Genomic DNA, 24436 nt, shown 5'->3' with positions numbered 1-24436 from the left:
CGGCGAATGTTGTCTTCACAGTATAACCAGATTGCTTGGGGTTATATGGTCAAGTGAAGAAGCGCATACGGTGGATGCCTTGGCAGTCAGAGGCGATGAAAGACGTGGTAGCCTGCGAAAAGCTTCGGGGAGTCGGCAAACAGACTTTGATCCGGAGATGTCTGAATGGGGGAACCCAGCCATCATAAGATGGTTATCTTACGCTGAATACATAGGCGTAAGAGGCGAACCAGGGGAACTGAAACATCTAAGTACCCTGAGGAAAAGAAATCAACCGAGATTCCCTTAGTAGTGGCGAGCGAACGGGGACTAGCCCTTAAGTGGCTTTGAGATTAGCGGAACGCTCTGGAAAGTGCGGCCATAGTGGGTGATAGCCCTGTACGCGAAAATCTCTTAGTCATGAAATCGAGTAGGACGGAGCACGAGAAACTTTGTCTGAATATGGGGGGACCATCCTCCAAGGCTAAATACTACTGACTGACCGATAGTGAACTAGTACCGTGAGGGAAAGGCGAAAAGAACCCCGGAGAGGGGAGTGAAATAGATCCTGAAACCGTATGCGTACAAGCAGTGGGAGCCCACTTTGTTGGGTGACTGCGTACCTTTTGTATAATGGGTCAGCGACTTATTTTCAGTGGCGAGCTTAACCGAATAGGGGAGGCGTAGCGAAAGCGAGTCTTAATAGGGCGTCTAGTCGCTGGGAATAGACCCGAAACCGGGCGATCTATCCATGGGCAGGTTGAAGGTTGGGTAACACTAACTGGAGGACCGAACCGACTACCGTTGAAAAGTTAGCGGATGACCTGTGGATCGGAGTGAAAGGCTAATCAAGCTCGGAGATAGCTGGTTCTCCTCGAAAGCTATTTAGGTAGCGCCTCATGTATCACTGTAGGGGGTAGAGCACTGTTTCGGCTAGGGGGTCATCCCGACTTACCAAACCGATGCAAACTCCGAATACCTACAAGTGCCGAGCATGGGAGACACACGGCGGGTGCTAACGTCCGTCGTGAAAAGGGAAACAACCCAGACCGTCAGCTAAGGTCCCAAAGTTATGGTTAAGTGGGAAACGATGTGGGAAGGCTTAGACAGCTAGGAGGTTGGCTTAGAAGCAGCCACCCTTTAAAGAAAGCGTAATAGCTCACTAGTCGAGTCGGCCTGCGCGGAAGATGTAACGGGGCTCAAACCATACACCGAAGCTACGGGTATCACGTAAGTGATGCGGTAGAGGAGCGTTCTGTAAGCCTGTGAAGGTGAGTTGAGAAGCTTGCTGGAGGTATCAGAAGTGCGAATGCTGACATGAGTAACGACAATGGGTGTGAAAAACACCCACGCCGAAAGACCAAGGTTTCCTGCGCAACGTTAATCGACGCAGGGTTAGTCGGTCCCTAAGGCGAGGCTGAAAAGCGTAGTCGATGGAAAACAGGTTAATATTCCTGTACTTCTGGTTATTGCGATGGAGGGACGGAGAAGGCTAGGCCAGCTTGGCGTTGGTTGTCCAAGTTTAAGGTGGTAGGCTGAGATCTTAGGTAAATCCGGGATCTTAAGGCCGAGAGCTGATGACGAGCTAACTTTTAGTTAGCGAAGTGGTTGATGCCATGCTTCCAAGAAAAGCTTCTAAGCTTCAGGTAACCAGGAACCGTACCCCAAACCGACACAGGTGGTTGGGTAGAGAATACCAAGGCGCTTGAGAGAACTCGGGTGAAGGAACTAGGCAAAATGGCACCGTAACTTCGGGAGAAGGTGCGCCGGTGAGGGTGAAGGACTTGCTCCGTAAGCTCATGCCGGTCGAAGATACCAGGCCGCTGCGACTGTTTATTAAAAACACAGCACTCTGCAAACACGAAAGTGGACGTATAGGGTGTGACGCCTGCCCGGTGCCGGAAGGTTAATTGATGGGGTTAGCTAACGCGAAGCTCTTGATCGAAGCCCCGGTAAACGGCGGCCGTAACTATAACGGTCCTAAGGTAGCGAAATTCCTTGTCGGGTAAGTTCCGACCTGCACGAATGGCGTAACGATGGCGGCGCTGTCTCCACCCGAGACTCAGTGAAATTGAAATCGCTGTGAAGATGCAGTGTATCCGCGGCTAGACGGAAAGACCCCGTGAACCTTTACTATAGCTTTGCACTGGACTTTGAATTTGCTTGTGTAGGATAGGTGGGAGGCTTTGAAGCGTGGACGCCAGTCTGCGTGGAGCCAACCTTGAAATACCACCCTGGCAACTTTGAGGTTCTAACTCAGGTCCGTTATCCGGATCGAGGACAGTGTATGGTGGGTAGTTTGACTGGGGCGGTCTCCTCCTAAAGAGTAACGGAGGAGTACGAAGGTGCGCTCAGACCGGTCGGAAATCGGTCGTAGAGTATAAAGGCAAAAGCGCGCTTGACTGCGAGACAGACACGTCGAGCAGGTACGAAAGTAGGTCTTAGTGATCCGGTGGTTCTGTATGGAAGGGCCATCGCTCAACGGATAAAAGGTACTCCGGGGATAACAGGCTGATACCGCCCAAGAGTTCATATCGACGGCGGTGTTTGGCACCTCGATGTCGGCTCATCACATCCTGGGGCTGAAGCCGGTCCCAAGGGTATGGCTGTTCGCCATTTAAAGTGGTACGCGAGCTGGGTTTAGAACGTCGTGAGACAGTTCGGTCCCTATCTGCCGTGGACGTTTGAGATTTGAGAGGGGCTGCTCCTAGTACGAGAGGACCGGAGTGGACGAACCTCTGGTGTTCCGGTTGTCACGCCAGTGGCATTGCCGGGTAGCTATGTTCGGAATAGATAACCGCTGAAAGCATCTAAGCGGGAAACTAGCCTCAAGATGAGATCTCACTGGGACCTTGAGTCCCCTGAAGGGCCGTCGAAGACTACGACGTTGATAGGTTGGGTGTGTAAGCGCTGTGAGGCGTTGAGCTAACCAATACTAATTGCCCGTGAGGCTTGACCATATAACACCCAAGCAATTTGACTACTCGAAAGAGCATCAGATTGCGGTGTGTGAAGACGAGATGAACCGAAAGTTCGACGCTCACAAAACACCGAAAGCTGTCACATACCCAATTTGCTGAAGCGAAGCCATCTGGCTACGACTCAGTACCCGAATTTCTTGACGACCATAGAGCATTGGAACCACCTGATCCCATCCCGAACTCAGTAGTGAAACGATGCATCGCCGATGGTAGTGTGGGGTTTCCCCATGTGAGAGTAGGTCATCGTCAAGATTAAATTCCGAAACCCCTGATTGCTAACGCAATCAGGGGTTTTGTTTATGTAGAAGTCCATGAATTTCACCGGCACGTTGCTAGCGCAACGGACTGGTACACAGAATTTCTTGACGACCATAGAGCATTGGAACCACCTGATCCCATCCCGAACTCAGCAGTGAAACGATGCATCGCCGATGGTAGTGTGGGGTTTCCCCATGTGAGAGTAGGTCATCGTCAAGATTAAATTCCGAAACCCCTGTCTGCTAACGCAGACAGGGGTTTTGTCGTTTAGGGGGGATGATAATTCCCCGGCTGCAGACCGCTCACGTGTGCGTCTGGGCCGGACAAAGGCAGCCTGACGACCCCCGCAAAAAAGCCGGCACCTGGAATCAGGCGCCGGCTTGTTAGAAGCTATACGGGTCAGAACTGATAGCTGACCGTCGCACTGACATTACGCTCTTCACCCAAGTAGCAGAAGTTCAAGCTGGCACACGACGCCACATAGCTCTCATTGGTCAGGTTGTTGGCATTGAGCCTTACATCCACACCCTTCAGGCCTACCTTGCCCAGGTCGTACCCTACCGAAGCGTCAAACAACGTATAGGCGGGCACTTTCATGGTGTTCTCGGCATCTGCCCAACTGTACCCGACATATCTCACGCCCCCGCCCAGACGCATACCGTCCAAGGCGCCGTTATTGAATCTGTAGTCCGCCCATACCGACGCCATATGCCGAGGCGCCTGGGTCGGCGAGTTGCTTTTGTTCTCTATCAGATTGTCGGCGGAGCTCAAGGTACTCACCATCGACTTGGAGTACTTGATGTCGGTGAAGGTATAGCTGCCTAAAAGCTTCAGGTTATCGGTCAGTTGCATATGGGCTTCCAGCTCCAGTCCTTGGGAGCGGACGGCGCCTACCGCACGATAGAAGTTTTCCTGCGGTAGCTTGGTAGCCAGGTTTTCCTGGTCGATGCGAAACAACGATGCGGTAAACAGGTCGTCAGTTCCCGGCGGCTGATACTTCAAACCCGCCTCCCACTGTGTCCCGTTAGTCGGTGCCAGCGGGTTGCCCGCACTGTCGGTATAAGAGTTCGGATTGAAGGATTCCGAGTAACTGACATACGGCGCCAGGCCGTTATCAAACAGGTACAACGCCCCCGCCCGCCCCGTCAGCTTGGTACGTTTGTCACTGATCTGCGTACCCAACGGTCGGCCCGCTTCGGCGATACGGTTTTCATCCGACGTCTCTACCCAGTCCTGGCGCAGTCCCAGGGAGAACCGCCATTTATCCATCTCAATCAGGTCTTGAAGATAGACGCCCGTCTGCTCCAGTCGTCGCAGATAACTGGTCAGGTTGGCATTGCTGATCGCCGAATTGCCATAGACCGGGCTAAACGCGTTGATCGGCTGCAATGAACCGCTGGTCCAGTCCACGACTGTTTTACGCCGCTGATAATCCGCGCCCATCAGCACCGTATGTTTGGTTGCTCCGGTAAAAAATTCCGCCTGCAGCATATTGTCGATAATGAACGCATGTAGCTTTTCATCACCGCCGGAGTAATAGCGGTTCAGCTCATTGCTGGTTGGTGTAGTCCAGCCATAGGCATACACCTGGTCCAGCTTCACCTTGGAGTCGAGATAGCGGAAGTTCTGTCGCGCAGTAAACACATCGTTGAAGCGATGTTCGAACTGATAGCCAAACGACTGCTGGTCACGCTTGTACCCATCTACACCAGGCTCACCTTCGAAAAAGTGGTTGGAGATACGCTGGCCATTACGCTGATGCAGTGCGCCGTCCGCCGGCATACCACCGTGATAACCACCCTCAGGGTCGTGCTGTAAATACGCTTGCAGTGTCAGTGAAGTGTCTTCGGTAAAGTCGATGCTCACTGTCGGCGCCAGTGCGTAGCGTTTTTCTTTGGCATGGTCGAATTGTGTGTCGGACTTATCCGCCAGCCCGGTCAGCCGATAGGCGACGCGCTTGTCATCGTCCACCGGCCCGCTGAGGTCAAAACCCATCCCGCGTTGCCCGTTACTGCCGATTGTCGCTTGCACTTGATGGTAGGGCTCATACAACGGCTTCTTGCTGGTCAGTGCAACCAGACCTCCAGGCGAGCTGCGTCCGTACAGCACAGAAGATGGCCCTTTCAGAATGTCCACGCGTTCAAGAAAATACGGGTCCACCTGCATGGTGCTGTAAGTACCGCTGTCCCCCATGGACTTCAAGCCATCCAGGTAGATGTTATCGACCGAGCCATCGTTAAAGCCGCGCATCGCCACATAGTCATAGCGGTGAGTTGCGCCATAGGGGTTGGTCAGCACGCCAGGGGTGTAACGCATGGTTTGGGCCACCGTCTGAGAGCCCTGGTCGTCCATCTGTTCACGTGTGACCACGGAGACGGTTTGCGAGGTTTCCAGCAGCGCCGTACTGGTCTTGGTGGCGATCTGACTGTGCGTCGCGTTGTAGCCGTCCATGCTGCCCAGCGCATTACCCAGGGCGAAGCCTTTGATGTCGGTGGTGGGCAACGTCAGCGTGCTGCTTTGCGGCAGCGGCTGCAGGACGAAGCTGGCACCATCCTGTGAGGCGGCCTGCAACCCCGAGCCATTGAGCAAATAATTCAGGCCCTGTTCAGGGGAATATTCACCGTGCAGCCCTGGTGACTCCAGGCCCTGTGTCTGCGCTGGAGTGCCGGCAAGCGTAATGCCCGCCTGACGGGCGAACTGATTGAGCGCGTCGCTCAGCGGGCCGGCAGGGATGTCGTAGCGTTGATGAATGTGCTCGCTGCCCGCTTGCGCAGCCATGCCGACCAGCGGAACCGCGCCCATGCCCACTGCCGTAGACAGTAACGCTACGCGTATGGCCTTGGCCAAAAGAGGGTAGGAGGAGTCTGGTGAATCGTTGAGAAAACGCACAGTCATGATCAAGGTCCGTAGAGGCCGGTAGGCAGATGAAGAGGCTTACTGTCTAAGCCGGGCTCACGGAAAAAAGCCGCCAAAAAAACAGGAAAATCAGGCCAGGCGTTCCAGGCTCACCCACCAACGCGTGCGATAGCGCACTTGAACGGGCAGTGTTCGCGCAACGATCGCCAGCAACTTGTCGGTGTCTTCCAGGCGGAAAACCCCTGACAGCCGCAAGTCGCCGATCTCTGCGGCACAGCCCAGATAACCCGGGCGGTAGCGCCCCACTTCCGATACAAAGTCGGCCAGGCGCATGTCCCGCGTCACAATCAGCCCGTCGGCCCAGGCGCCCATGTCCATAGTCCGCGGCGCCGATAACGCGACGTGCGTCTGGTTGATCAGATAGCTTTCCCCTGTGTGCACTTGAGTCGCCAGGCCATCGGCCGTATTTGGTGAATGGATAGCCACATTGCCGCTGACCACGCTCAAGCGTGTGCACTCGCTGTCTTGGCGCACGGTAAAACGCCCATCGATGCCTTCGAGCAAGCCGTGGCGAGTGTGTACCAGCAAAGGCGCTGACGATGGCGAACCGCAAGTCACCAGGATTTCCCCGCGCACCAACGTGATCAGGCGCTGCTGCGGATTGAAGGTGAGGTTCACCGCACTGTCGGTGTTGAGTTGCAGGCGTGTTCCGTCCGGTAATTGCACGTTGCGCCGTTCGCCGGTGGCGGTGGCGAAATCGGACGTCCAGCGCTGCCAGCCGGTCATGTCCCGGCTTACCCACGCCGCCGAACCGACCAACACCACACCCGACAACACCTTCAGTGCCCGTCGTCGGCCCAGGCCTTGTACGACGTTTTCCAGTGCCACATGCGCCCCAGGAATCGCCGCCATCTGGCTGTTCAATTCCCGTTGCAGCGCCTGCACCCGTTGCCAAGCCAATTCATGGTCATCGTGAGCTTCACGCCAATGTTCACATTGCGCATGCAAGCGCACATTCGTACGGTTGTTACGCAGGCGCAGTGCCCAACTGATCGCCTGTTTGACCACTTGGGGATCCGGCCCGGAGCGCGCGGTGTTATCCATTGACGTCAGGTTTCATAGCGCAGGACATAACAGTGATACAGCCCTTCAGCGATGTACCGCTCCACCGAGCGCAACGACACGCCCATCTGCTCTGCGATCTGCTGGTGAGCCAGCCCATCGCACTGAGCCAGTAAAAACGCTTTACGCACCTTGGGCTTCAATCCGTCCAATAGGCGGGCGACTTCCTCCAGAAGCTCCAACACCAACGCACGCGCTTCGGCGCTGGGTGCCAGCGTCTGCGGCAAGTGAGCGATGGACTCCAGGTAGGCCCGTTGGATTTCTTCGCGGCGCCAGTGATCAATCACCAGTCCCCGGGCGATGGTGCGCAAAAATGCACGCGGCGCCTTGAGCTCAAAGCGTTCGGTTTTTTGCAGCAGGCGTACGAACGTGTCCTGCGCCAGGTCCGCGGCATCGGCGGCATTGCCCAAGCGACTGCGCAGCCAGGTGTTGAGCCAGTTGTGGTGGGTGCTGTAAAGCGTGTGTACAACACTTTCGCACGCAATGTAGTCAGTAGAGGGCATTCAGGCAGGCCTGGCCAAACGTCACAAATGATAATTAGTCGCATTGTCTGGGAGGCAGAAAAATTTTGCAACGCCGAACGCTGAGCCTCTACCACTGGTCGGTTTCCCACTCAAAATAAGGATGCTTCTCACAAATTCCTAAGATTTCTCCTGGCGTGGCCGAAAGCCTGACGAGCCATGCGTGCACCGAAATAGAGCGGCCGAAGAGCCGGCCTATCCCCGTTACATGGAATGTTCCACTCGGCACGCTCACCCCCCTTTGGCAAAAGAAGTCGATGAAATGAATCTCAAGTTCAGTCATAAAATTCTACTGGCCGCATCAGGCGTCGTGGTTCTGGCCTTCGCGCTATTTACCCTCTACAACGATTACCTGCAGCGCAGCACCATCAAACAAAACCTTGAGTCGTCTATCCAGCAATCGGGCGAGCTCACGGCCAGCAGCGTGCAGAATTGGCTCAGTGGCCGTATCCTGGTCCTCGAAAGCCTGGCGCAAAACGTTGCTCACCAGGGCAGCGGTGCCGACCTGCCAGGGCTGGTCGACCAACCCGCGTTCACCTCGAACTTCCAGTTCACCTATGTCGGCCAAACCAATGGCGTATTCACCCAGCGCCCTGACGCCAAGATGCCCGACGATTACGACCCTCGTCAGCGCCCCTGGTACAAGCAAGCGGTCGCCGCCGATAAAACCATGCTGACTCCGCCTTATATGGCGGCCGTTGGCGGGCAAATCGTGACCATTGCCCTGCCGGTCAAAAAGAACGGCGAACTGCTCGGTGTAGTGGGCGGTGACCTGAGTTTGCAAACCCTGGTGAAGATCATCAACTCGGTGGATTTCGGCGGTATTGGCCATGCGTTCCTGGTCAGCGCCGATGGCCAGGTCATCGTCAGTCCCGATCAGGACCAGGTGATGAAGAACCTCAAGGACATCTACCCAGGCACCAGCCTGCGTATCGAGAAGGTCAGCCAGGACGTTGTGCTCAACGGCCAGGACCGTATTTTGTCATTCACCCCGATCAGTGGTTTGCCGGGGGCGGATTGGTACGTCGGCCTGTCGATCGACAAAGACAAGGCCTACGCACCGCTCAGTAAATTCCGTACATCGGCACTGATCGCCATGTTGATCGCCGTGGTAGCGATCGCCGTGCTGCTCAGCCTGCTGATTCAAGTGCTGTTGCGCCCGCTGACCACCATGGGCGTGGCCATGCAGGATATCGCTCAGGGCGAAGGCGATTTGACGCGCCGCCTGGACGTAACCAGCAGGGACGAGTTCGGCGAAGTGGGCAGTGCGTTCAACCAGTTCGTCGAACGTATCCACGCCTCTATCTCCGAAGTGTCTTCAGCCACGCGCCAGGTCCATGACCTGTCCCAGCGCGTCATGGCATCCTCCAACGCCTCGATCATCGGCTCGGACGAGCAAAGCGCACGCACCAACAGCGTGGCAGCCGCCATCAACGAGCTGGGCGCCGCCACCCAGGAAATCGCCCGCAACGCAGCCGATGCTTCGCAGCATGCCAGCGGTGCCAGTGAGCAAGCGGACGACGGGCGCAAGGTGGTGGAGCAAACCATCCTGGCCATGTCGGAACTGTCGCAAAAGATCAGCTTGTCCTGCACGCAGATCGAAACCCTCAACGCCAGCACCGACAACATTGGGCACATCCTGGATGTGATCAAGGGCATCTCTCAGCAAACCAACTTGCTGGCGCTCAACGCGGCGATCGAGGCTGCGCGTGCCGGTGAAGCCGGGCGCGGGTTTGCCGTGGTGGCCGACGAAGTGCGTAACCTGGCGCACCGTACTCAGGAATCGGCCGAAGAGATCCATAAGATGATCACTTCGCTGCAAGTGGGCTCGCGTGAAGCCGTGACCACCATGAACGCCAGCCAGGTCTCCAGCGAAGAAAGCGTTGAAGTGGCCAACCAGGCGGGTGAGCGCCTGGTCAGCGTGACGCAGCGCATCGTCGAGATCGATGGCATGAACCAATCGGTTGCGGCCGCTACCGAAGAGCAGACCGCCGTGGTTGAAACCCTCAACGTTGATATCAACCAGATCAACTTGCTCAACCAGCAAGGCGTCGCCAACCTCAACGAGACGCTCAAGGACTGCGATGCCCTGTCGCAGCAGGCCAGTCGATTGAAGCAACTGGTCGACAGCTTCAAGATCTGACCCGGTTGGGCAGGAGCGAGGCCTCTCGCTCCTGCCGAATCAGTCGAACATCCGGCGCACATGCTCCAAGGCGCTGGCGGCGAAAGCCTGCACAAACTGTTCAAACTCCGCCTGCGGCATATCGACCGGCTCGCCAATCAGCGTCCAGGTCGCCCTGGAACGTTGCGCGTCAAGTGCCTCCACACGCATGGCTGCCCATAGCCGGGCGACGCCCAGGGTGTTGTAGAGGGTGGTCCAGGTCATGCACATCGCTTCGTCGTCCCAACTATTGAGTTGCTCAACGACGTGGTGCCCATCGTGGAAAAATTTACGCCGCAATGCGCCCACGCCGGTGCCCGTCATTTCGATGTGCGACAGGGCCGGAATGAAGGCGTCAAAGCCTGCAAAATTTCCAACCACACGCCACAGGCGAGCGGCATCACATGCCACGTCAACAGACGCTACCAACGGCGCGCCATTCGGGTTACGGATTAATGTATCGGGTTGCAGCGGTTTCATAAAAAGTCCTGAAGCAGTTCAGAGAAAGCCAATGGCCATGAGGTGGTCGCAGCCTTTGCGCAGCAGCGCAGGGTCTTTGCGCGGGTACTCTTCGCCCATCGCTGCCACACCCGCGCGTGCGTTGTCGTGACAAATCATCGAGACGTCGCTGATGTCTTCCGCGAGGTCATCCAGGTAAAAACCCAGCACGCCAAACAGCGCGTTATCGGGCCCCACCGTTTGCAACACCTTTTGCCACTGCGCGACGCTCACCCGTTCGAAAAGATGGCCGGCCTGGCTGAATGCATCCAGGTAGTGGTCCCAGCTCAAGGGCTCGGGGTTATGCAGGTTGAAGACGTTTCGCCATGCCACAAATTGGCCGCAGTGGAACGCAATGAAACGGGCCAGGAAATCCACCGGCATCAGGTCGAAATTCACCTTCAGGCGGGGCGCCAGGCCCAACTGCAGCGACCCTTTGAGCATCAGCATCAAGCGGTTGTTTTGTGGCTGGCACACGCCGTTGTGGCTGTTGAACGCAATATTCCCCGGTCGATGAATGTTCACCCAGGCACCTTGCTCGACCGCACGCCCCACCAGCCGCTCGGCGACCCATTTGGAAAGGTTGTAGCCATTCTTGAGATAGAGCGGCAACGTGGTAACAGCTGGTGTTTCGAGGACGCGACCCTGAGTGTCGATACTGCTGCAGGCTGACAGCGTGGAGATGAAGTTGAAGACCTTCTTGCGGTGGGTTTCGCACAGGCGCAGGCACTCAAGCACCGGTTCGACGTTGTCCCGGGCCAATGAGGTGTAGTCCAGCACATGGTTGACCCGGGCGGCGTTGTGCACCAACACTCCATGGTTGCGGGCGAGGTGGTCATAGGCATCACAGGCCAGGCCCAGCCGTGGCAGGCTGATGTCAGCGGCATAGACGCTCACGCGGCTCAGGTCCAGATGCTCCAGGTGGTACTCGCGCAGTGCCTGGGCAAACCGCGCTGCCGCCGAGTGCCCTGGCCGTTCGCGCACCAGGCACGCCACCTCACGGGCCCCGCCCGCCAACAGCGCTTGGACCAGATGTACACCCACAAAGCTGTTGGCGCCCGTGACGATCACCTTGCGTGGGTCGCCTGCGGACTCCCGTGGCAGCGTGCGCAGGTCCAGCGGCTGGGATGCATCCTTTTCCATCTGGCATGACGCGCTAAAAGGTAATGCACCGTCTTCCATCAGCACGGCAAGGGTGCGAATCGTCGGCGCTTCAAAAAAACGGCTTAAAGACAGACTACGACCAAACTGTTCGCGCACACGCAGCAGCAAGGTCGACAGCAGGATGGAGTGGCCGCCCACATTGAAAAAACTGTCGTCAATGCCCAGCTCAGCGCCAGGCATGCTCAGCAATTCGCTCCACAGCGCCACCAGTTGCGCTTGCAAAGGCGTTTGCGGCGCAGCGCAAGGGATGCGTGGCGTAGTGTGCCCAGGCATCGTCAGCAACGCCTGGCGGTCGATCTTGCCATTGGCGTTGCTGGGGATGCCCGGCAGCTGCGCCCAGCGCTCGGGTTGCATGTAGTCCGGCAACCACCGTTGCGCATGTTGCTTCAGGTCTGCCAACGTTGCGCCCGGTTCCGGCTGGGCGACAAAACCGAGAATTCGCCGATCACGGTCGATCACCACCGCTACCTGGCGAAATAACCGACTGCTGCGCAGGCACTGTTCGATCTCCTGGGGTTCGACGCGAAAACCGCGAATTTTCACCTGATCGTCCCGTCGGCCGCCCAGCTCGATACCGTCCGCCGTCCATTTTGCCCGGTCTCCGCTGCGGTAAGCCCTCAGCGCGTGGCCGCCCGGCAGCGTCAGCTCGACGAATGGATTGTCCTCGTGCGGCGGCGCGGTCACATACCCCAGCCCTACGCCAGGGCCTGTGATGTACAGGTCGCCCATTACCTGCTCATCTACCGGTTGCAGCGCGTCATCGAGGATCAGCACCTGGCTGTTGGCGATGGGGCGGCCCACATTCCGATTGCTGTCACCGGGGCGCAACACCCGATGGGTGACCAGCACCGTAGTTTCGGTAGGGCCGTAGAGATTGTGCAACTGGCACTGTGCCGCCAATCGTTCGATCACATACGGCTCGCAGGCATCGCCGCCGGTCAACAGATGGGTAAGCCCCAGGGGCTGATCCAACGGCAGGATGCTCAGTAGCGCTGGCGGCAAAAAAGCATGGCTGAGGCGCTGCCGGCGAATCAATTCGACCAGTTGCTGAGGGTCGCGCCGCTGCTCTTCGCTTGGGACGATCAACTCGGCGCCGGCGATCAGTGCCGGGAAGATATCGATCAGTGATGAATCGAAACTCAACGGCGAAAATTGCAAGACACGGCTGTGTTCATCCAACGCGAGGCTGGCGCCGGCCCAACCGGTGAAATGCGCAAGGTTGCCCTGGCTCAGCCGTACGCCTTTGGGCTGGCCGGTGGTGCCCGAGGTGAACAGCACCATGCATGGTGCGTCGATGCTGGCGCGACGTTGCATCAATGGCTGCGTGTTGTCGGCGTGGCTCGAGTCAATATTGCCGACATTCAGTGTCGTGAATTGCTCGCGCAAAGGGTGTCGGCCATTGTCCAGCAAGACCTTAGCGCTGCCACTTTCCAGCATGGCCTGCTGGCGCTCTGGCGGATGATCCGGGGCCAGTGGCAAGTACACCGCGCCGCAACCGAGTACTGCGAGAATACTGGCATACAGCTCGACGGACTTTTCCAGGCACACGCCAACCACCGGCGTCTCAAGGCCTCCCAGTAAAGGATGCAGGCGTCGCTGGATCGACAGGGCGCGAAGTTGCAATTGGCGGTAAGTCAGCACGCTGCCCGCGATGTTTAGCGCAGGGCGCTCGGCAAAGGCGTGCAAACTGGCCTGCAACCGTTCGATCATCGGCATCTGAGCAGCCTGTAACAATGCTGGCTGGTCGGTGCGATTGAACCGATGCACAAACGCCAGGGCGTCCAGCCTGTGCAAGCTTTGTTCAGGCCAAGTGTTAGTGCTGCTGCTGGCGGCAAAAAAGCCTGCGTCCCTCGAAAACCCGCTGACCAGCGTGGCGGCCCACTCTACCAGTGCCTTGGTCGCTTGCCGGCGCAGGCGCTGGCCGTTGCCGCCGGGTTCCTCGGCAACGTTATGTACCGCCAACACGCGATGGTCGCGGTCATAGGAGCGTAACTGCAGCGAGGGCAGGCCACCTTCGTATATCGGGCCGATACCCAGTCGCAGGCTTAACCATTGAGTTGCGACACCGTGGGTGAGCGGCACTTGGGTGCCGTCCTCGATGAACAAGTCGAAGGGGGGCGTGGCGGTGACGTGCCCGTATGCTTCGAGCACTTGCTTCAGCGCAATCAGGGCGTGGCTGGTGCCGGCCCATCCGATACTCAGACGCCGCATGTCTGCCTCCCCGGCTCGGGCAGGTACTCACTCAACGCGCGGGCGACGCTTGGCGTGTGCAGTACGCCGCTGTGCTGCAGGAATCCCATGATATTGCCGAGCAGTGGGTGCTGGCGGGTGATGGGAAAGTGCAGGGCCGTGACTTCGTCGCGCAGTGCCTGGCGGATGTCGGTGCCTACGTCCAGGTGCTCGACAAGCTGCAGGTCGAAGTCTTTGTGCAGCGCGTTGGTCAGGTAATGGGTCAAAAAGGTCGGCAGGACTGCGGCGATGCTGTCGCGGTCTGCCGGGCTAGCTGCCTGCCAGTAGAGACGCACCAGTTGCGTCCAGAACTGGGCATGGCGCCCCTCGTCAAACAAGTGATCGGCCATCAAGCCGCGAATCGAAGCCTTGACGCTGCCGTCCTTGGCAAATGCCGCGACGTCGTGGGTGACGGTGTTCTCGGCGATGGCCACGCCAATCAACGCCACCGCATCGCGCAGGTGGTGCGGTGCCAGCGCCTGGGCGGCCGGCAAGGCCCGACTCAGTTCGATTTGCGTGGGCAGCTCAAGCGGTTGTATGCCGGTCAGCTCGATGGTCTGTTGCAGGAAGTCCAGGGCGACCAGCGCGTGGTAATCCTCATCGACCACGACCGTCATCGCGTCAATGCGACAGGCAAGGGGGAAGGGCAGCGCGAAGCGATTCTTGGCAATGCTGCGGGCGGTCGTGTCGACGATCTCGGTTTCGAAGATCACCACGTCATTGATGAATTTGTAGAAGCTTTGCGTCAGCACGAAGTCGCGCCACTGGGGGCAGTGCTCAACAAAAGTCGCACTGAGCACCAAGGGTTGGCGGCAGGCCGGAAAGATCAAGCGATCGTCGTTTTCCAGCAGGCGCCGGGGGCGTGTGCGGATGGTGGCGCGGCGCTCCCAATCTTCGGCAAACGCGCGATAGTCTGCGGTGCTCATGGTTGCACCTCGTGTAGCGAGGCGTGTACGTCGTCCCAGAAACCGAGGCGGTTCTCTATGGCGCTCAGGGCAGTCTCATACGCCTGGTGTTGACGTGCCGGGTCGGCTCCGATCAAGCGCTGGAGCAACTGCTCCGCGCCTGGGCCATGATCCTGGGCATCCAACTCGATGTGGCGGCTCAGGTAGTGACAGAACAGGGGAGCCTGTCGCGCCATGAAGACGTCGCCCTGCAGAATGCGTTCGAACATCGATGGGATGACGCTTTCGCGACCGTGGAGGAACGCTGCCGCCACACAGTGGGCAGGTGCGCTTAACGCGATCTGCAATGTGCTGCTGACAAAGCGTGCCACGCCGGGGCGCACATTGATCATTTGCATCGCCGTGTTTGCCTCGACGCCTTGGCGCTGCAGGTCGATGAAGCGTTGGATGGGAATGGTGTCTGCACCGGTTTCGGCCATCGCCTCCAGGTACAGCTCGAAGTGGCTGCAGTGGCCACGTGTTGGATGTTCGTCTGATTCTTCGCCAAGCACGATTTCATTGATCAGGCGTGCGCTTTGCGGGTCAGCGGCCGGCAGCCAGGGTAACTGCATGCACGTCAGGTCCCGCTGCAGGCGCTTAGCCAGACTCATGAAATCCCAAACAGCAAATACATGTTGTTCCATAAAGATTTGTAACTTGTTAAGTGAGGTTATTTTTGCAAATAACGGATGGCTACACAGTTGCAGTTTTTTTGTTCAAGCAAAAGTTGATGCATGGTTGACGCCTATAAGTTGTTGCGACTGCTCTGAAAACAGTGATGGGGTTTTGTAATGGAAAGCGGATGGCCAGCGTTACGCCAAGCCACGCGTACAGCGCTAACCTGACATAGGTTTGCACTGCCGAGTGAAGTGTTCTTTTATGGGTGAAAGATAATAATCTGATTAAACGTTTGGATAAACTGATGAAAGTATTAGATGGTTTTACGAGACGAAATTTTCCGTGAGTCAGTAGTGTGCAAGTGTGTGGGAAGTTTCGCTGGCAAGTGCGGGATTATTTAAAAGTAATCTCGTCGTGGTGTACAAACGTGGGGCACTTTCCGAGAAGAAAGATACCCCATACGGTTCAAGTGATAAGAAAGGCAGGTGTAAACCCTTACTGTGCGTTTTTGGTCGCGGCGCCCTCAAGGCTATTGAGGTAGGTGTTGATCACCTCCATACCCCGCATCAGGTGATTGCGCAGGGTCAGGATGCTTTCTTCGACTTTTTTGTGCACCACCAGGCTGAGCAATTCACGGTGATCTTCCTGGGATGTCTCGCCCAGGCCCATGGCCTCAAGGTTGAAGCGCAGAAAACGTTCCTCCTCATTCAGGCCGTGTTCTACCAGTTTGAGCAGCCGCTGGTTGGGCGCCTTGCCATACAGCGCCATGTGGAAGAGGCGGTTGAGCCGACCAATTTCGGCATAGTCTCGCTCGCGCTCCAGGGCATTGATGAAGGCTTCAGCCTCAGCAATGTCTGCCTCGGTGAGGAACGGAATGGAGAGGCGCAGCGCTTCGGACTCCAGCAATATGCGCAGGGCATAGGTCTCGGCCGAATTATCTTCGATCAACGGCGCCACCACAGCGCCTTTGTGGGTTACCACGTGGAGTAAGGACTGGGCTTCCAACTGGCGCAAGGCTTCGCGCACGGGCATACGGCTGACGCCGAACAAGCTGGCCAATTCTTGCTGGCGCATCGCGGTACCACAGGGCAACCTGCCGTCGAGAATGGCATTGCGCAACGTTTCTTCAATAACGGCGCGTGCAAGATGGGCGGGAATAGGCCCGCTGATTTTGATGCTGCTTAATGGGTTCGGCTTCTGCGTCACGGTTACGCTATCCTCCTTTCTTGAATGGAGTGTGTTTAATTGGATCCAAAGCACACTAGAGATGGGTCGCGCGCTTGTCAAACAGCCAAAGTTTCAGTTTGTAAGGGCTTACAGGCGGTACTTTGTGCGTCCCACAAGCGGCGTTTATAAACTCGAACCCCTTATGAATGATTGCACTGTGCCATTGTTTTTTGTTGATTGAAGCTTCACCATCCCTGAAATTGCGTCTCCCTTCACGGACTGAACGCCTTGGCGGTAAGTTTTATTCCCTCTCGAATTGTCGGCTGGCTACTTGCAGCGACTTTGCTCGCTGGCCTGATGCCCGGCGGGCTGCATGCCGATTGGGATTTCTCGCAGATCAGTCGCAAAGCCACGGCTCTGTACGGACCGCTCGGCGAGGGCCAACAGCGCATTGACGCCTGGCAGCGCCTGTTGGCGACTCAAAAGAAGGTCGACGAACAGGAGCAGCTCAAGGTCGTCAACCTGTTCTTCAACAAGCAAATGACTTATGTAGAAGACATCGACCTCTGGCACGTGGTCGACTATTGGGAGACGCCCATCGAAGCGCTGTGGAAAGGCGCGGGAGATTGCGAGGACTACGCAATCGCCAAGTATTTCAGCCTGCGCCACCTGGGCGTCTCCAGCGACAAATTGCGCATTACATACGTCAAGGCCTTGCGCCAGAATCGCGCTCACATGGTGCTGACCTACTACCCGACCCCCGACGCTATCCCGCTGGTGCTCGACAGCCTGATGGATGAGATCCTGCCGGCCACCCGCCGTACCGACCTGGTGCCGGTGTACTCATTCAACGCCGAGGGTTTGTACCTGCCCGGCGCCAAGGGCAACAAAAAAGTCGGTGATACCAAACGCTTGTCGCGTTGGCAGGATGTGTTGAAAAAAATGCGTGCGGAAGGCTTCCCGGCCGAGCCTGCCAACTAGGAGTAACTGATCGGATGTCACTGTTCAAACAACTATTGATCGCAATCTGTCTGTTCCTGGTGGTCGCCTTCAGCGGCAGCTTCATGGTCAGCCTGGAAAGCTCGCGCACCCAATACGTCAACCAGCTGCGCTCCCATGCACAGGACGCGGCGACCGCGCTGGCGTTGTCGCTGACGCCCAATATCGACGACCCGGCGATGGTGGAGTTGCTGGTCAGTTCGATTTTCGACAGCGGTTATTACGCCAGCATCCGCGTGGTGGATTTGGCCACTGACAAAACCATCGTCGAACGCAGCGGCATCCCGGACAACAACGGCGTGCCCAACTGGTTCGTCAAGCTGATCGGCCTTGAGCCGGCCGGCGGTGATGCACTGGTCAACCGTGGCTGGGAGCAGGCGGCACGCGTGGAGGTGGTCAGCCACCCGATGTTCGCCCTGGCCAAGCTCTGGCAAAGCGCCCTGGGCAGCCTGGGCTGGTTGTTGCTGTGCGGTGCGGTCAGTGCGGTGCTCGGTGCGTTGCTGCTGCGTCGGCAGTTGAAGCCGCTGGATTACATGGTCAAGCAGTCCCACGCCATCGCCCGCCGCGAATTCCTCAGCCTGCCGGATCTGCCGCGCACGCCGGAGCTGCGGCGCGTGGTGCAGGCCATGAACCAGATGGTGGAGAAGCTCAAGGCGCTGTTCCAGGAGCAGGCCGAGCGCAGTGAAAAATTGCGCATCGAATCCTACCAGGACAACCTTACCGGCCTCGCCAACCGGCGTTATTTCGAGATGCAGCTCAACGCCCGCGTGAGTAACCCGGAAGACACCAACTCCGGTTACCTGCTGCTGTTGCGGGTCAAGGACCTGGCCGGTCTCAACCAGCGCCTGGGCGGCCAGCGCACCGATCAGTTGCTGCAAGCGGTGGGCGAACAGCTGCTGCGCCAGTGCGAGCCTTACCCGGAAACCCATAACCTCGTCACCCGTATCCGTGGTGGTGAGTTCGCGGTGCTGGCGCCGGGGCTGGTGCGTGAAGAAGCGCTGCAATTGGCGCAGAACCTCGAAAGCACCCTGCTCAGCTTGCAGGCCACCAGTGCCAGTGACGTCACGCCGGTCGCCTACATTGGCCTTGCGCCGTTCAACCACGGTGATTCGCCCCAGGCATTGCTGACCCTGGCTGACCAGGCCCTGGCCCAGGCCGAAGGGCAGGGCGACAGCAGTTGGGTGTGCCTGGACCACAGCGCCGCCGCCAGTGTCGGCGACGATCACCATGCCTGGCACACGCTGTTGGACCGAGCACTTACCCACCAGCGTTTTGAGCTGTACTTCCAGCCGGTCGTCGCCAGCCAGGACCCACAGTTGGTGCTGCACTACAAGGTGCTGTCGCGCTTGCAGGATGACGATGGCCACACCATCCCGGCCGGGCGTTTCCTGCCGTGGCTCGAGCGTTTCGGCTGGACTGCACGCCTGGACCGGCTGATGCTCGAGCAGGTGCTCAAGCAGATGGCCAGCCATACGCACAGCCTGGCGTTGAACCTTTCGGCCGCCACCTTGCAGGATGCCCAGGCGTTGAACCGGATTGTCGAGTTGCTGCGCCAGCACAGCAACCTCGGCCCGCGCTTGACCCTGGAGATCGGCGAGGAGCAATTGCCCGAACAGGCTCTGCTGGAGCAGTTGACCCAGCGCCTGCGCGAGTTGGGCTTCTCCCTGAGCCTGCAGCGTTTTGGTGGGCGCTTCAGCATGATCGGCAACCTGGCGCGCCTGGGTTTGGCGTACCTGAAGATCGACGGCAGCTACATCCGCGCCATCGACCAGGAAAGCGACAAGCGCCTGTTTATCGAAGCGATCCAGCGCGCGGCCCACAGCATCGACTTGCCGTTGATTGCCGAGCGCGTGGAGACCGAAGGTGAATTGAAGGTGATTCGCGAGATGGGGATTTTCGGTGTGCAGGGGCAGTTGTTTGGTGAGCCTGCGCCCTGGAAGTGATGCAAACCCAATGTGGGAACGGGCTTGTATGGGAGCTGGCTTGCCTGCGATAGCATCACTTCGGCTTGCCTGATACACCGAAGTGTCTGCATCGCAGGCAAGCCAGCTCCCACATTTCGATCCGGTTCGACTTTAAGAAATCAGATCAACCCAGTCTCTTCATCATCGATCAGATGGCTCAACCCACCCAGCGCTTCCCGTGCGTGGTTACGGTCCATCAGTTTTGCCTGGGCCGCCGGCGGCAGGTCGGTCACGCTGATCACGCCCTTACGGGTCAGTACCTGAATCAAGTCGTCCAGTACCCGGATCATCTCCAAGTCACTTTGCTTGAGCTGAGCCAGGCTGGTTTCCACCACTTCGTTGGCGTACCAGGCCTGGATCTCGTGGTGATCGGCCGGCAGGGTTTCGTTCGACTCGGCAAAGGCGGAGGCCTCCACGCGACTCAGCGCTCCCTGTGCATCACGTTGCACGTAAAACATAAGAATCCCTCGAAAATGAACCACACGCGTTCACCAGCATAAGTTAATGCTGTGTTTATGGGCACGAGTATGCGATGCAACCGGCCGCCACGGCCAGCGACGTATCGCCCAAGCCAATCGGCCGCCCTTGCGGGCGGCCGATAAATCACAGCTTAGGCGGTGTGGTCGATCTTGATGGTCGGGTCGGCACCTGTGATCAGCGAGTTGATGCTGGTGTGCGACCAATCGTTGCCTTCCAGCTTGATCGTCACATCGGCATTGGCCAGGCCGCCGGCGGCGTTGAGCTTGCCTTCACTGCTGATTTGCAGGGTCGACACGCCTTCTACCGTGGTGATCTTGAGGTAGTTGTCGATGGTGCTGTCCGTCTCACCTTTCAACAGATCCTTCAGATCGATCCGGTCACCTTCCGAGGCCTTGAAGTCCTTGATCACGTCGTTGCCGAAGTCGCCCGCCTTCCAGACGAAGGTGTCGGCACCCGAGCCACCGATCAGGATGTCGTTGCCCGGCCCACCGATCAGGGTGTCGTTACCGGTGCCGCCCAACAGGATGTCATTGCCTTTGCCGCCGTCCAGCAGGTCGTTGCCGCCCTGGCCGAACAGGATGTCATCACCTGCACCGCCCAACAGCGTGTCGTTGCCGTCCTTGGCGCCGGAGACGTCGAAGTCCGCGTAGTGCTCGGTGACGTACTGGTGCACGTTCGAGGTGGTCACCGCCGAGACGGCCACACCGGTTTTCTGTGCCACAAAGGCCTGCAGTGCGTTGTAGCCCTCACCGGTAATCCCGCTGAAGCTCACCAGGTCACCGAAGATGATGTCGTTGCCGTCGCCACCACTGATGGTGTCGGCGCCTGGCAGCGTGGCCTCGGTGTGGCCGAGGATCGCGTTGGCCAGGTCCTTCGGATCAATGTTGCTTTGCGGCTTGCCATCGGTGTCGTAAGGCTTGAGGTCGTTGAGGCTGACGTCGCCGTTGATGCCGATCGCTTCCACTTGCGACAACCCGCCCAGCAGCGCAAAAGCGCTTTTGGCATTGCTCAGCGTTGCCGAGTTGGTGCTGTTGCCCGTGCCGTCCAGGTTGGACAACTCAAAGGTACCGTCACCTTGGGCATGTACGGTGCCCAGGTCGGTGACGACCCAGCGCCAGCCATTGTAGATTTGCAGTTGAGCGGCACCCGAATTGTCGATGGACAAGTAGTGCGTATTGTCGATGTAGGTGGAGAACGTTGTGCCAGGCGTGTAGTTGGCAGTCGTGACCACGTTGTCGAACTTGACGTTGCCGTACAGCGTCGGGTTGGTCTGCTCGCCGCTCTGGTAGTACGTTGGCTGGCCGTCGGTGATGAAGTAAGTCAGGTTGGTGGCGCCGGTGTTGCCGGTCGCCAGGCCGCTCTGGAAGAAGTTAGCCGTGGTCTTGAACACGTCTTCGTAGTTGGTACCGCCGCCGGACGTCATTGAGTCCAGTACTGTCTTGAGCAAGGTCAGGGCGTTTGGATCGTTAAGGTTGATCGCGACCGACTTGTTCACCTGGGTATCGAAGTCCGCCAGGAAGATGTTCACGGTGCCCGAGGTGTTGGCGCCCAGGCTGTCTTTGAGCGAGTTGAACACCGACGTCAACGAAGCCTTGGCCGCGTTGATCGAGGCGGTGCTCATACTGCCGGAACTGTCCACCATGAACGCGATGTTGTAGTTCTTGCCCTGCACCACGTTCAGGCCGCCGATATCGGCCACGACGATGTCATTGCCGTCGGTGCCGACAATGTTGTCGCTGCCCGAAGTACCCGTTACCGAGCTGTAGGTCGCCGGATACACGGTGACTGGCAATTGCGCCGTGGTAGACGCCGAACCGCCGATGCTTTCGGTAGAGGTCGACGTGACGGTCAGGTTGAACTGGCCGCTGTAATAGGTCGGTGGCTTGATGGTCAGGGTGTTCAAATCCCAACCGGTCACGTTGACTTCGCCCACGCCCTTGGTCGCGGTGAAGGTGTGCCCAGACGCGTCGGTGAGGACCGAGCCGGCCGGTACGCCGCTGATCTTCACGCTCAGGGTTTCCGAGCCGTCGGTGTCGGTCAGTGCCGTGGTGACCTTGGACAGTTTGACGGTGCCGTTTTCCTGGCCTTCGTTGAGCTTGTAGCCCACGTAGTAACCGTCACCGTTGCTGCCATGCAGGTCGGAGACGGTTACACCGGCGTTGGTCAAATCGGTGAGGCCGGTGTACAGCGGCACGGTGCTGGTGCTCAAGTTCTGTATCGCGCCGCCGTTGATCGACAGATTGACGTCAAAGCTGCCAGGCCCCGCTTGGTTGGCTTGGTAGATCTCGAGGCTGTAGTAACCGCTGACCGTTGGCGTAAACGAGCCGCTGAACTTGCCGCTGTTGGTCGCCCATACCCCGCTGGCAATGTCTTTACCGCCAACGTTGACCACCACACTGTCATCGGCGACGCCGCTGAAGGTGTAGCTCTTGCCGGCTTCCATGTACATCAGGCCGGAGATCTTGGAGCCGGAGCCGGCGTTGACATTGTCGACGGACTCGACATTGGTGACGACACTGGTGTTGTTCGGCGTACCTGCGTTGTCGATGGCTTTTTTCAGTACATCGGGTGCCGCGCCGTTCCCGTTGGTGCCGAGGCCGGCAATGCTGTTCCAGCCCTGTTTGATCAGACCGGTCGAGGCGACATTGTTATCGGCCACGTTCAGCGTCGGTGCATCGGCCACGGGGGTGATATCGACTTTCACCGTGGCGCTGTTGCCCAGGTCTTTGCCGTCGGTAGGCTGGAACTTGAACTGTGCGTAATCAGCCTGTTTGTTGCCAATGCCGGTGCCGCCATAACCGTCGGCGCCGGATTCGTTGGCGTTAGGCATAAAGCGCAACTGGCCGCCGTCGATCTGGGCCTTGGTGAAGGTCTGGTTGGCAGTCACGTTGGTCCAGGTGGTGCCATCCGCTGCCAGGTATTGCAGCTTGCCGGCCACCGGCAGGTCGGTGATTTTTACGCCCAGGCTGGCTTGTGGCGAGTCCACATCGGTCACGCCGAAGTTGGCCCAGGTCAGTGCCAGCGGCGTGTCTTCGGTGCCGGTCACGGCGCTGCCGGTGGCGACCGGCGGATCGTTGACCGCCACCACGTTAACGGTGGTGGTGGCGACGTTGGAGTAGTTGCCGCCATCGGTCACGCTCACGGTGATGGTCCGTGGCGTGGTGCTTGGGTCGTGGCTGTTGTTGGTGAACGTGATGTTCTGGATACGCTGCATGTAATCAGCCAGCGTCGCGCTGCCCGACAACGTCAGGGTGATGGTGCCCGTCTGGTTGTTGGTGCTGACGATGATGCCGTTCACGCTGTTGCCCAGGTTCAGTGCATCACCGGCTTGTGCGTTGGTCAGGGTAACCGTCGCGCCAGTCAGCATCGTGCTGTCCGGATCGGTGATCTTGATATCGGTGTCGGCAATCGACACACCCGGCCCGGCGGTGCCTTCGGTAAAGACCGTTTTATAGTCTGCACCGGTCGCGCCGCTGGAGTTGTTGGCATCCAGGTCGATGACCGGCGGCGCATCGTTATCGATGATGTTGGTGCTGACGGTGCCCTTGCCGATCACCAGATTTTCGAAATTACCACCGGTGGTCTTGTCGATAGTGATGACAATCTGTTCGGTCGGCTCGGTGATCTTGTCGTCGATCGTGGCGATGTTAAACGGCACGCTGCTGGCGCCGGCCGGGATCTTCACGGTGTAAACGCCGTTGAAGTCCGAACCATCGGTGGCGGTGCCGCTGTACTTGAGCGTCACGGTCACATCGGTTTGCGCCGGGTTGCTCAACGTCAGCGTGTAATGCGCCGTGCCGCCTTCAGTCACCGAGGCGTCGCCGGTGATGCTGATGGTGGTGTTGTCGATCGAATCAGTAATCGAAGTGACTACGGATTTAGGATCGGTAACCAAGTTCTCGAAGTTACCGCCGACGGCTTTGGTGATCGTGGCGCTGACGGTGGAACTGTTGTTGTAGACGTCGTTAGCCGGGGTATGGAAAACCGTCGAGCCTGCGGAGTCGCCGGCTTTGATGGTGATGGTTTGGCCATTGCTCAGCGTGACGGTAACGTCGGTTTGCGCTTTGTTGGTCAAGGTCGCGGTGTAGGTGATGTCGCCGCCTTCAACCACGGAGGCTTTATCAGCACTCAGAGAAACCGTGGTGTTGTCGATCGAGTCGGTAATCGAAGTGACGGCCGCTTTTGGATCGGTGACCAGGTTCTCGAAGTTGCCGCCCGCAGTTTTGGCGATGGTGGTGCTGACGGTGGAACCGTTGTTGTAGACGTCGTTAGCCGGGGTATGGAAAACCGTCGAGCCGACAGTTTCACCGGCCTTGATCGTGATGGTCTGGCCATTCGAAAGCGTCACGGTAACGTCTGTTTGCGCTTTGTTAGTCAAGGTCGCGGTGTAAGTGATGTCACCGCCTTCAACCACCGAGGCTTTATCAGCACTCAGAGAAACCGTGGTGTTGTCGATCGAGTCGGTAATCGAAGTGACGGCCGCTTTTGGATCGGT

At 58.1% G+C, this 24436-nt stretch carries 11 protein-coding genes, 3 rRNA genes and 2 pseudogenes; 6 read left to right on the top strand and 10 right to left on the bottom strand.

What is annotated here, in order from left to right; translation table 11 throughout:
• The first annotated feature begins 47 nt into the window (after positions 1–47).
• From BFP92_RS21075 to rrf (BFP92_RS21065), 3 genes are all read left to right on the top strand, one after another.
• A 23S ribosomal RNA gene (locus BFP92_RS21075) occupies positions 48–2939 on the top strand.
• A gap of 157 nt (positions 2940–3096) precedes the next feature.
• Positions 3097–3212: ribosomal RNA gene (gene rrf, locus BFP92_RS21070) — 5S ribosomal RNA — on the top strand.
• 109 nt (positions 3213–3321) lie between these two features.
• Positions 3322–3437, top strand: a 5S ribosomal RNA gene (rrf, locus tag BFP92_RS21065).
• 180 nt (positions 3438–3617) lie between these two features.
• Here rrf (BFP92_RS21065) and BFP92_RS21060 read toward each other — a convergent pair.
• The 3 genes from BFP92_RS21060 to BFP92_RS21050 form a co-directional block, all read right to left on the bottom strand.
• On the bottom strand, positions 3618–6113 hold the full coding sequence (locus BFP92_RS21060; RefSeq protein ID WP_065930950.1) for a TonB-dependent siderophore receptor: 2496 nt from the start codon (positions 6111–6113) through the stop codon (positions 3618–3620).
• 90 nt (positions 6114–6203) lie between these two features.
• Positions 6204–7187 (bottom strand): FecR domain-containing protein, encoded by a 984-nt coding sequence (locus BFP92_RS21055; protein WP_275656403.1) that lies wholly within the window; start codon positions 7185–7187, stop codon positions 6204–6206.
• Complete coding sequence (locus tag BFP92_RS21050) at positions 7184–7699, bottom strand: sigma-70 family RNA polymerase sigma factor (RefSeq protein WP_065930948.1); 516 nt, start codon at positions 7697–7699, stop codon at positions 7184–7186. The genes BFP92_RS21055 and BFP92_RS21050 overlap by 4 nt, the downstream gene beginning before the upstream one ends.
• A gap of 280 nt (positions 7700–7979) precedes the next feature.
• On the opposite strand from BFP92_RS21050, the gene BFP92_RS21045 reads away from it, so the two are divergent.
• The gene (locus tag BFP92_RS21045) at positions 7980–9860 is read left to right on the top strand and encodes a methyl-accepting chemotaxis protein (RefSeq protein ID WP_065930947.1); all 1881 of its coding nucleotides are present in this window, start codon (positions 7980–7982) and stop codon (positions 9858–9860) included.
• Positions 9861–9899: 39 nt separating this feature from the next.
• Here the strand turns inward: BFP92_RS21045 and BFP92_RS21040 are convergent, their stop codons facing one another.
• The 5 genes and pseudogenes from BFP92_RS21040 to BFP92_RS21020 all read right to left on the bottom strand — a co-directional run bounded on the left by BFP92_RS21040 (position 9900) and on the right by BFP92_RS21020 (position 16537).
• Complete coding sequence (locus BFP92_RS21040; RefSeq protein ID WP_065930946.1) at positions 9900–10358, bottom strand: SRPBCC family protein; 459 nt, start codon at positions 10356–10358, stop codon at positions 9900–9902.
• An 18-nt stretch (positions 10359–10376) separates the two neighbouring features.
• Positions 10377–13751: an amino acid adenylation domain-containing protein gene (locus BFP92_RS21035; protein WP_065930945.1), complete on the bottom strand. Its 3375-nt coding sequence runs from the start codon at positions 13749–13751 to the stop codon at positions 10377–10379.
• Complete coding sequence (locus BFP92_RS21030; protein ID WP_065930944.1) at positions 13739–14695, bottom strand: diiron oxygenase; 957 nt, start codon at positions 14693–14695, stop codon at positions 13739–13741. The genes BFP92_RS21035 and BFP92_RS21030 overlap by 13 nt, the downstream gene beginning before the upstream one ends.
• Positions 14692–15449: pseudogene (locus BFP92_RS21025) on the bottom strand (DUF3050 domain-containing protein). Before BFP92_RS21025 ends, BFP92_RS21030 begins: the two are co-directional and overlap by 4 nt.
• A gap of 377 nt (positions 15450–15826) precedes the next feature.
• Positions 15827–16537 carry a GntR family transcriptional regulator gene (locus BFP92_RS21020; protein ID WP_065930942.1) on the bottom strand — a complete coding sequence of 237 codons (711 nt, stop codon included), beginning with the start codon at positions 16535–16537 and terminating at the stop codon, positions 15827–15829.
• A 249-nt stretch (positions 16538–16786) separates the two neighbouring features.
• Between BFP92_RS21020 and lapG the strand changes: the two genes are divergently transcribed.
• Together lapG and lapD are read left to right on the top strand one after the other, a co-directional pair.
• Positions 16787–17479 (top strand): cysteine protease LapG, encoded by a 693-nt coding sequence (gene lapG, locus BFP92_RS21015; RefSeq protein ID WP_065930941.1) that lies wholly within the window; start codon positions 16787–16789, stop codon positions 17477–17479.
• 14 nt (positions 17480–17493) lie between these two features.
• Complete coding sequence (lapD, locus tag BFP92_RS21010; RefSeq protein ID WP_065930940.1) at positions 17494–19440, top strand: cyclic di-GMP receptor LapD; 1947 nt, start codon at positions 17494–17496, stop codon at positions 19438–19440.
• Between the two features lie 140 nt (positions 19441–19580).
• Here the strand turns inward: lapD and BFP92_RS21005 are convergent, their stop codons facing one another.
• Both BFP92_RS21005 and BFP92_RS21000 read right to left on the bottom strand, forming a co-directional pair.
• Positions 19581–19919 (bottom strand): tryptophan synthase subunit beta, encoded by a 339-nt coding sequence (locus BFP92_RS21005; RefSeq protein ID WP_065930939.1) that lies wholly within the window; start codon positions 19917–19919, stop codon positions 19581–19583.
• Positions 19920–20071: 152 nt separating this feature from the next.
• Positions 20072–24436: pseudogene (locus BFP92_RS21000) on the bottom strand (LapA family giant adhesin); the annotation flags it as partial.

It is taken from the genome of Pseudomonas sp. 58 R 3, from assembly GCF_900006605.1.
GTDB classification, from domain to species: domain Bacteria; phylum Pseudomonadota; class Gammaproteobacteria; order Pseudomonadales; family Pseudomonadaceae; genus Aquipseudomonas; species Aquipseudomonas salomonii.
This window is presented reverse-complemented; position numbering and strand designations above follow the sequence as displayed.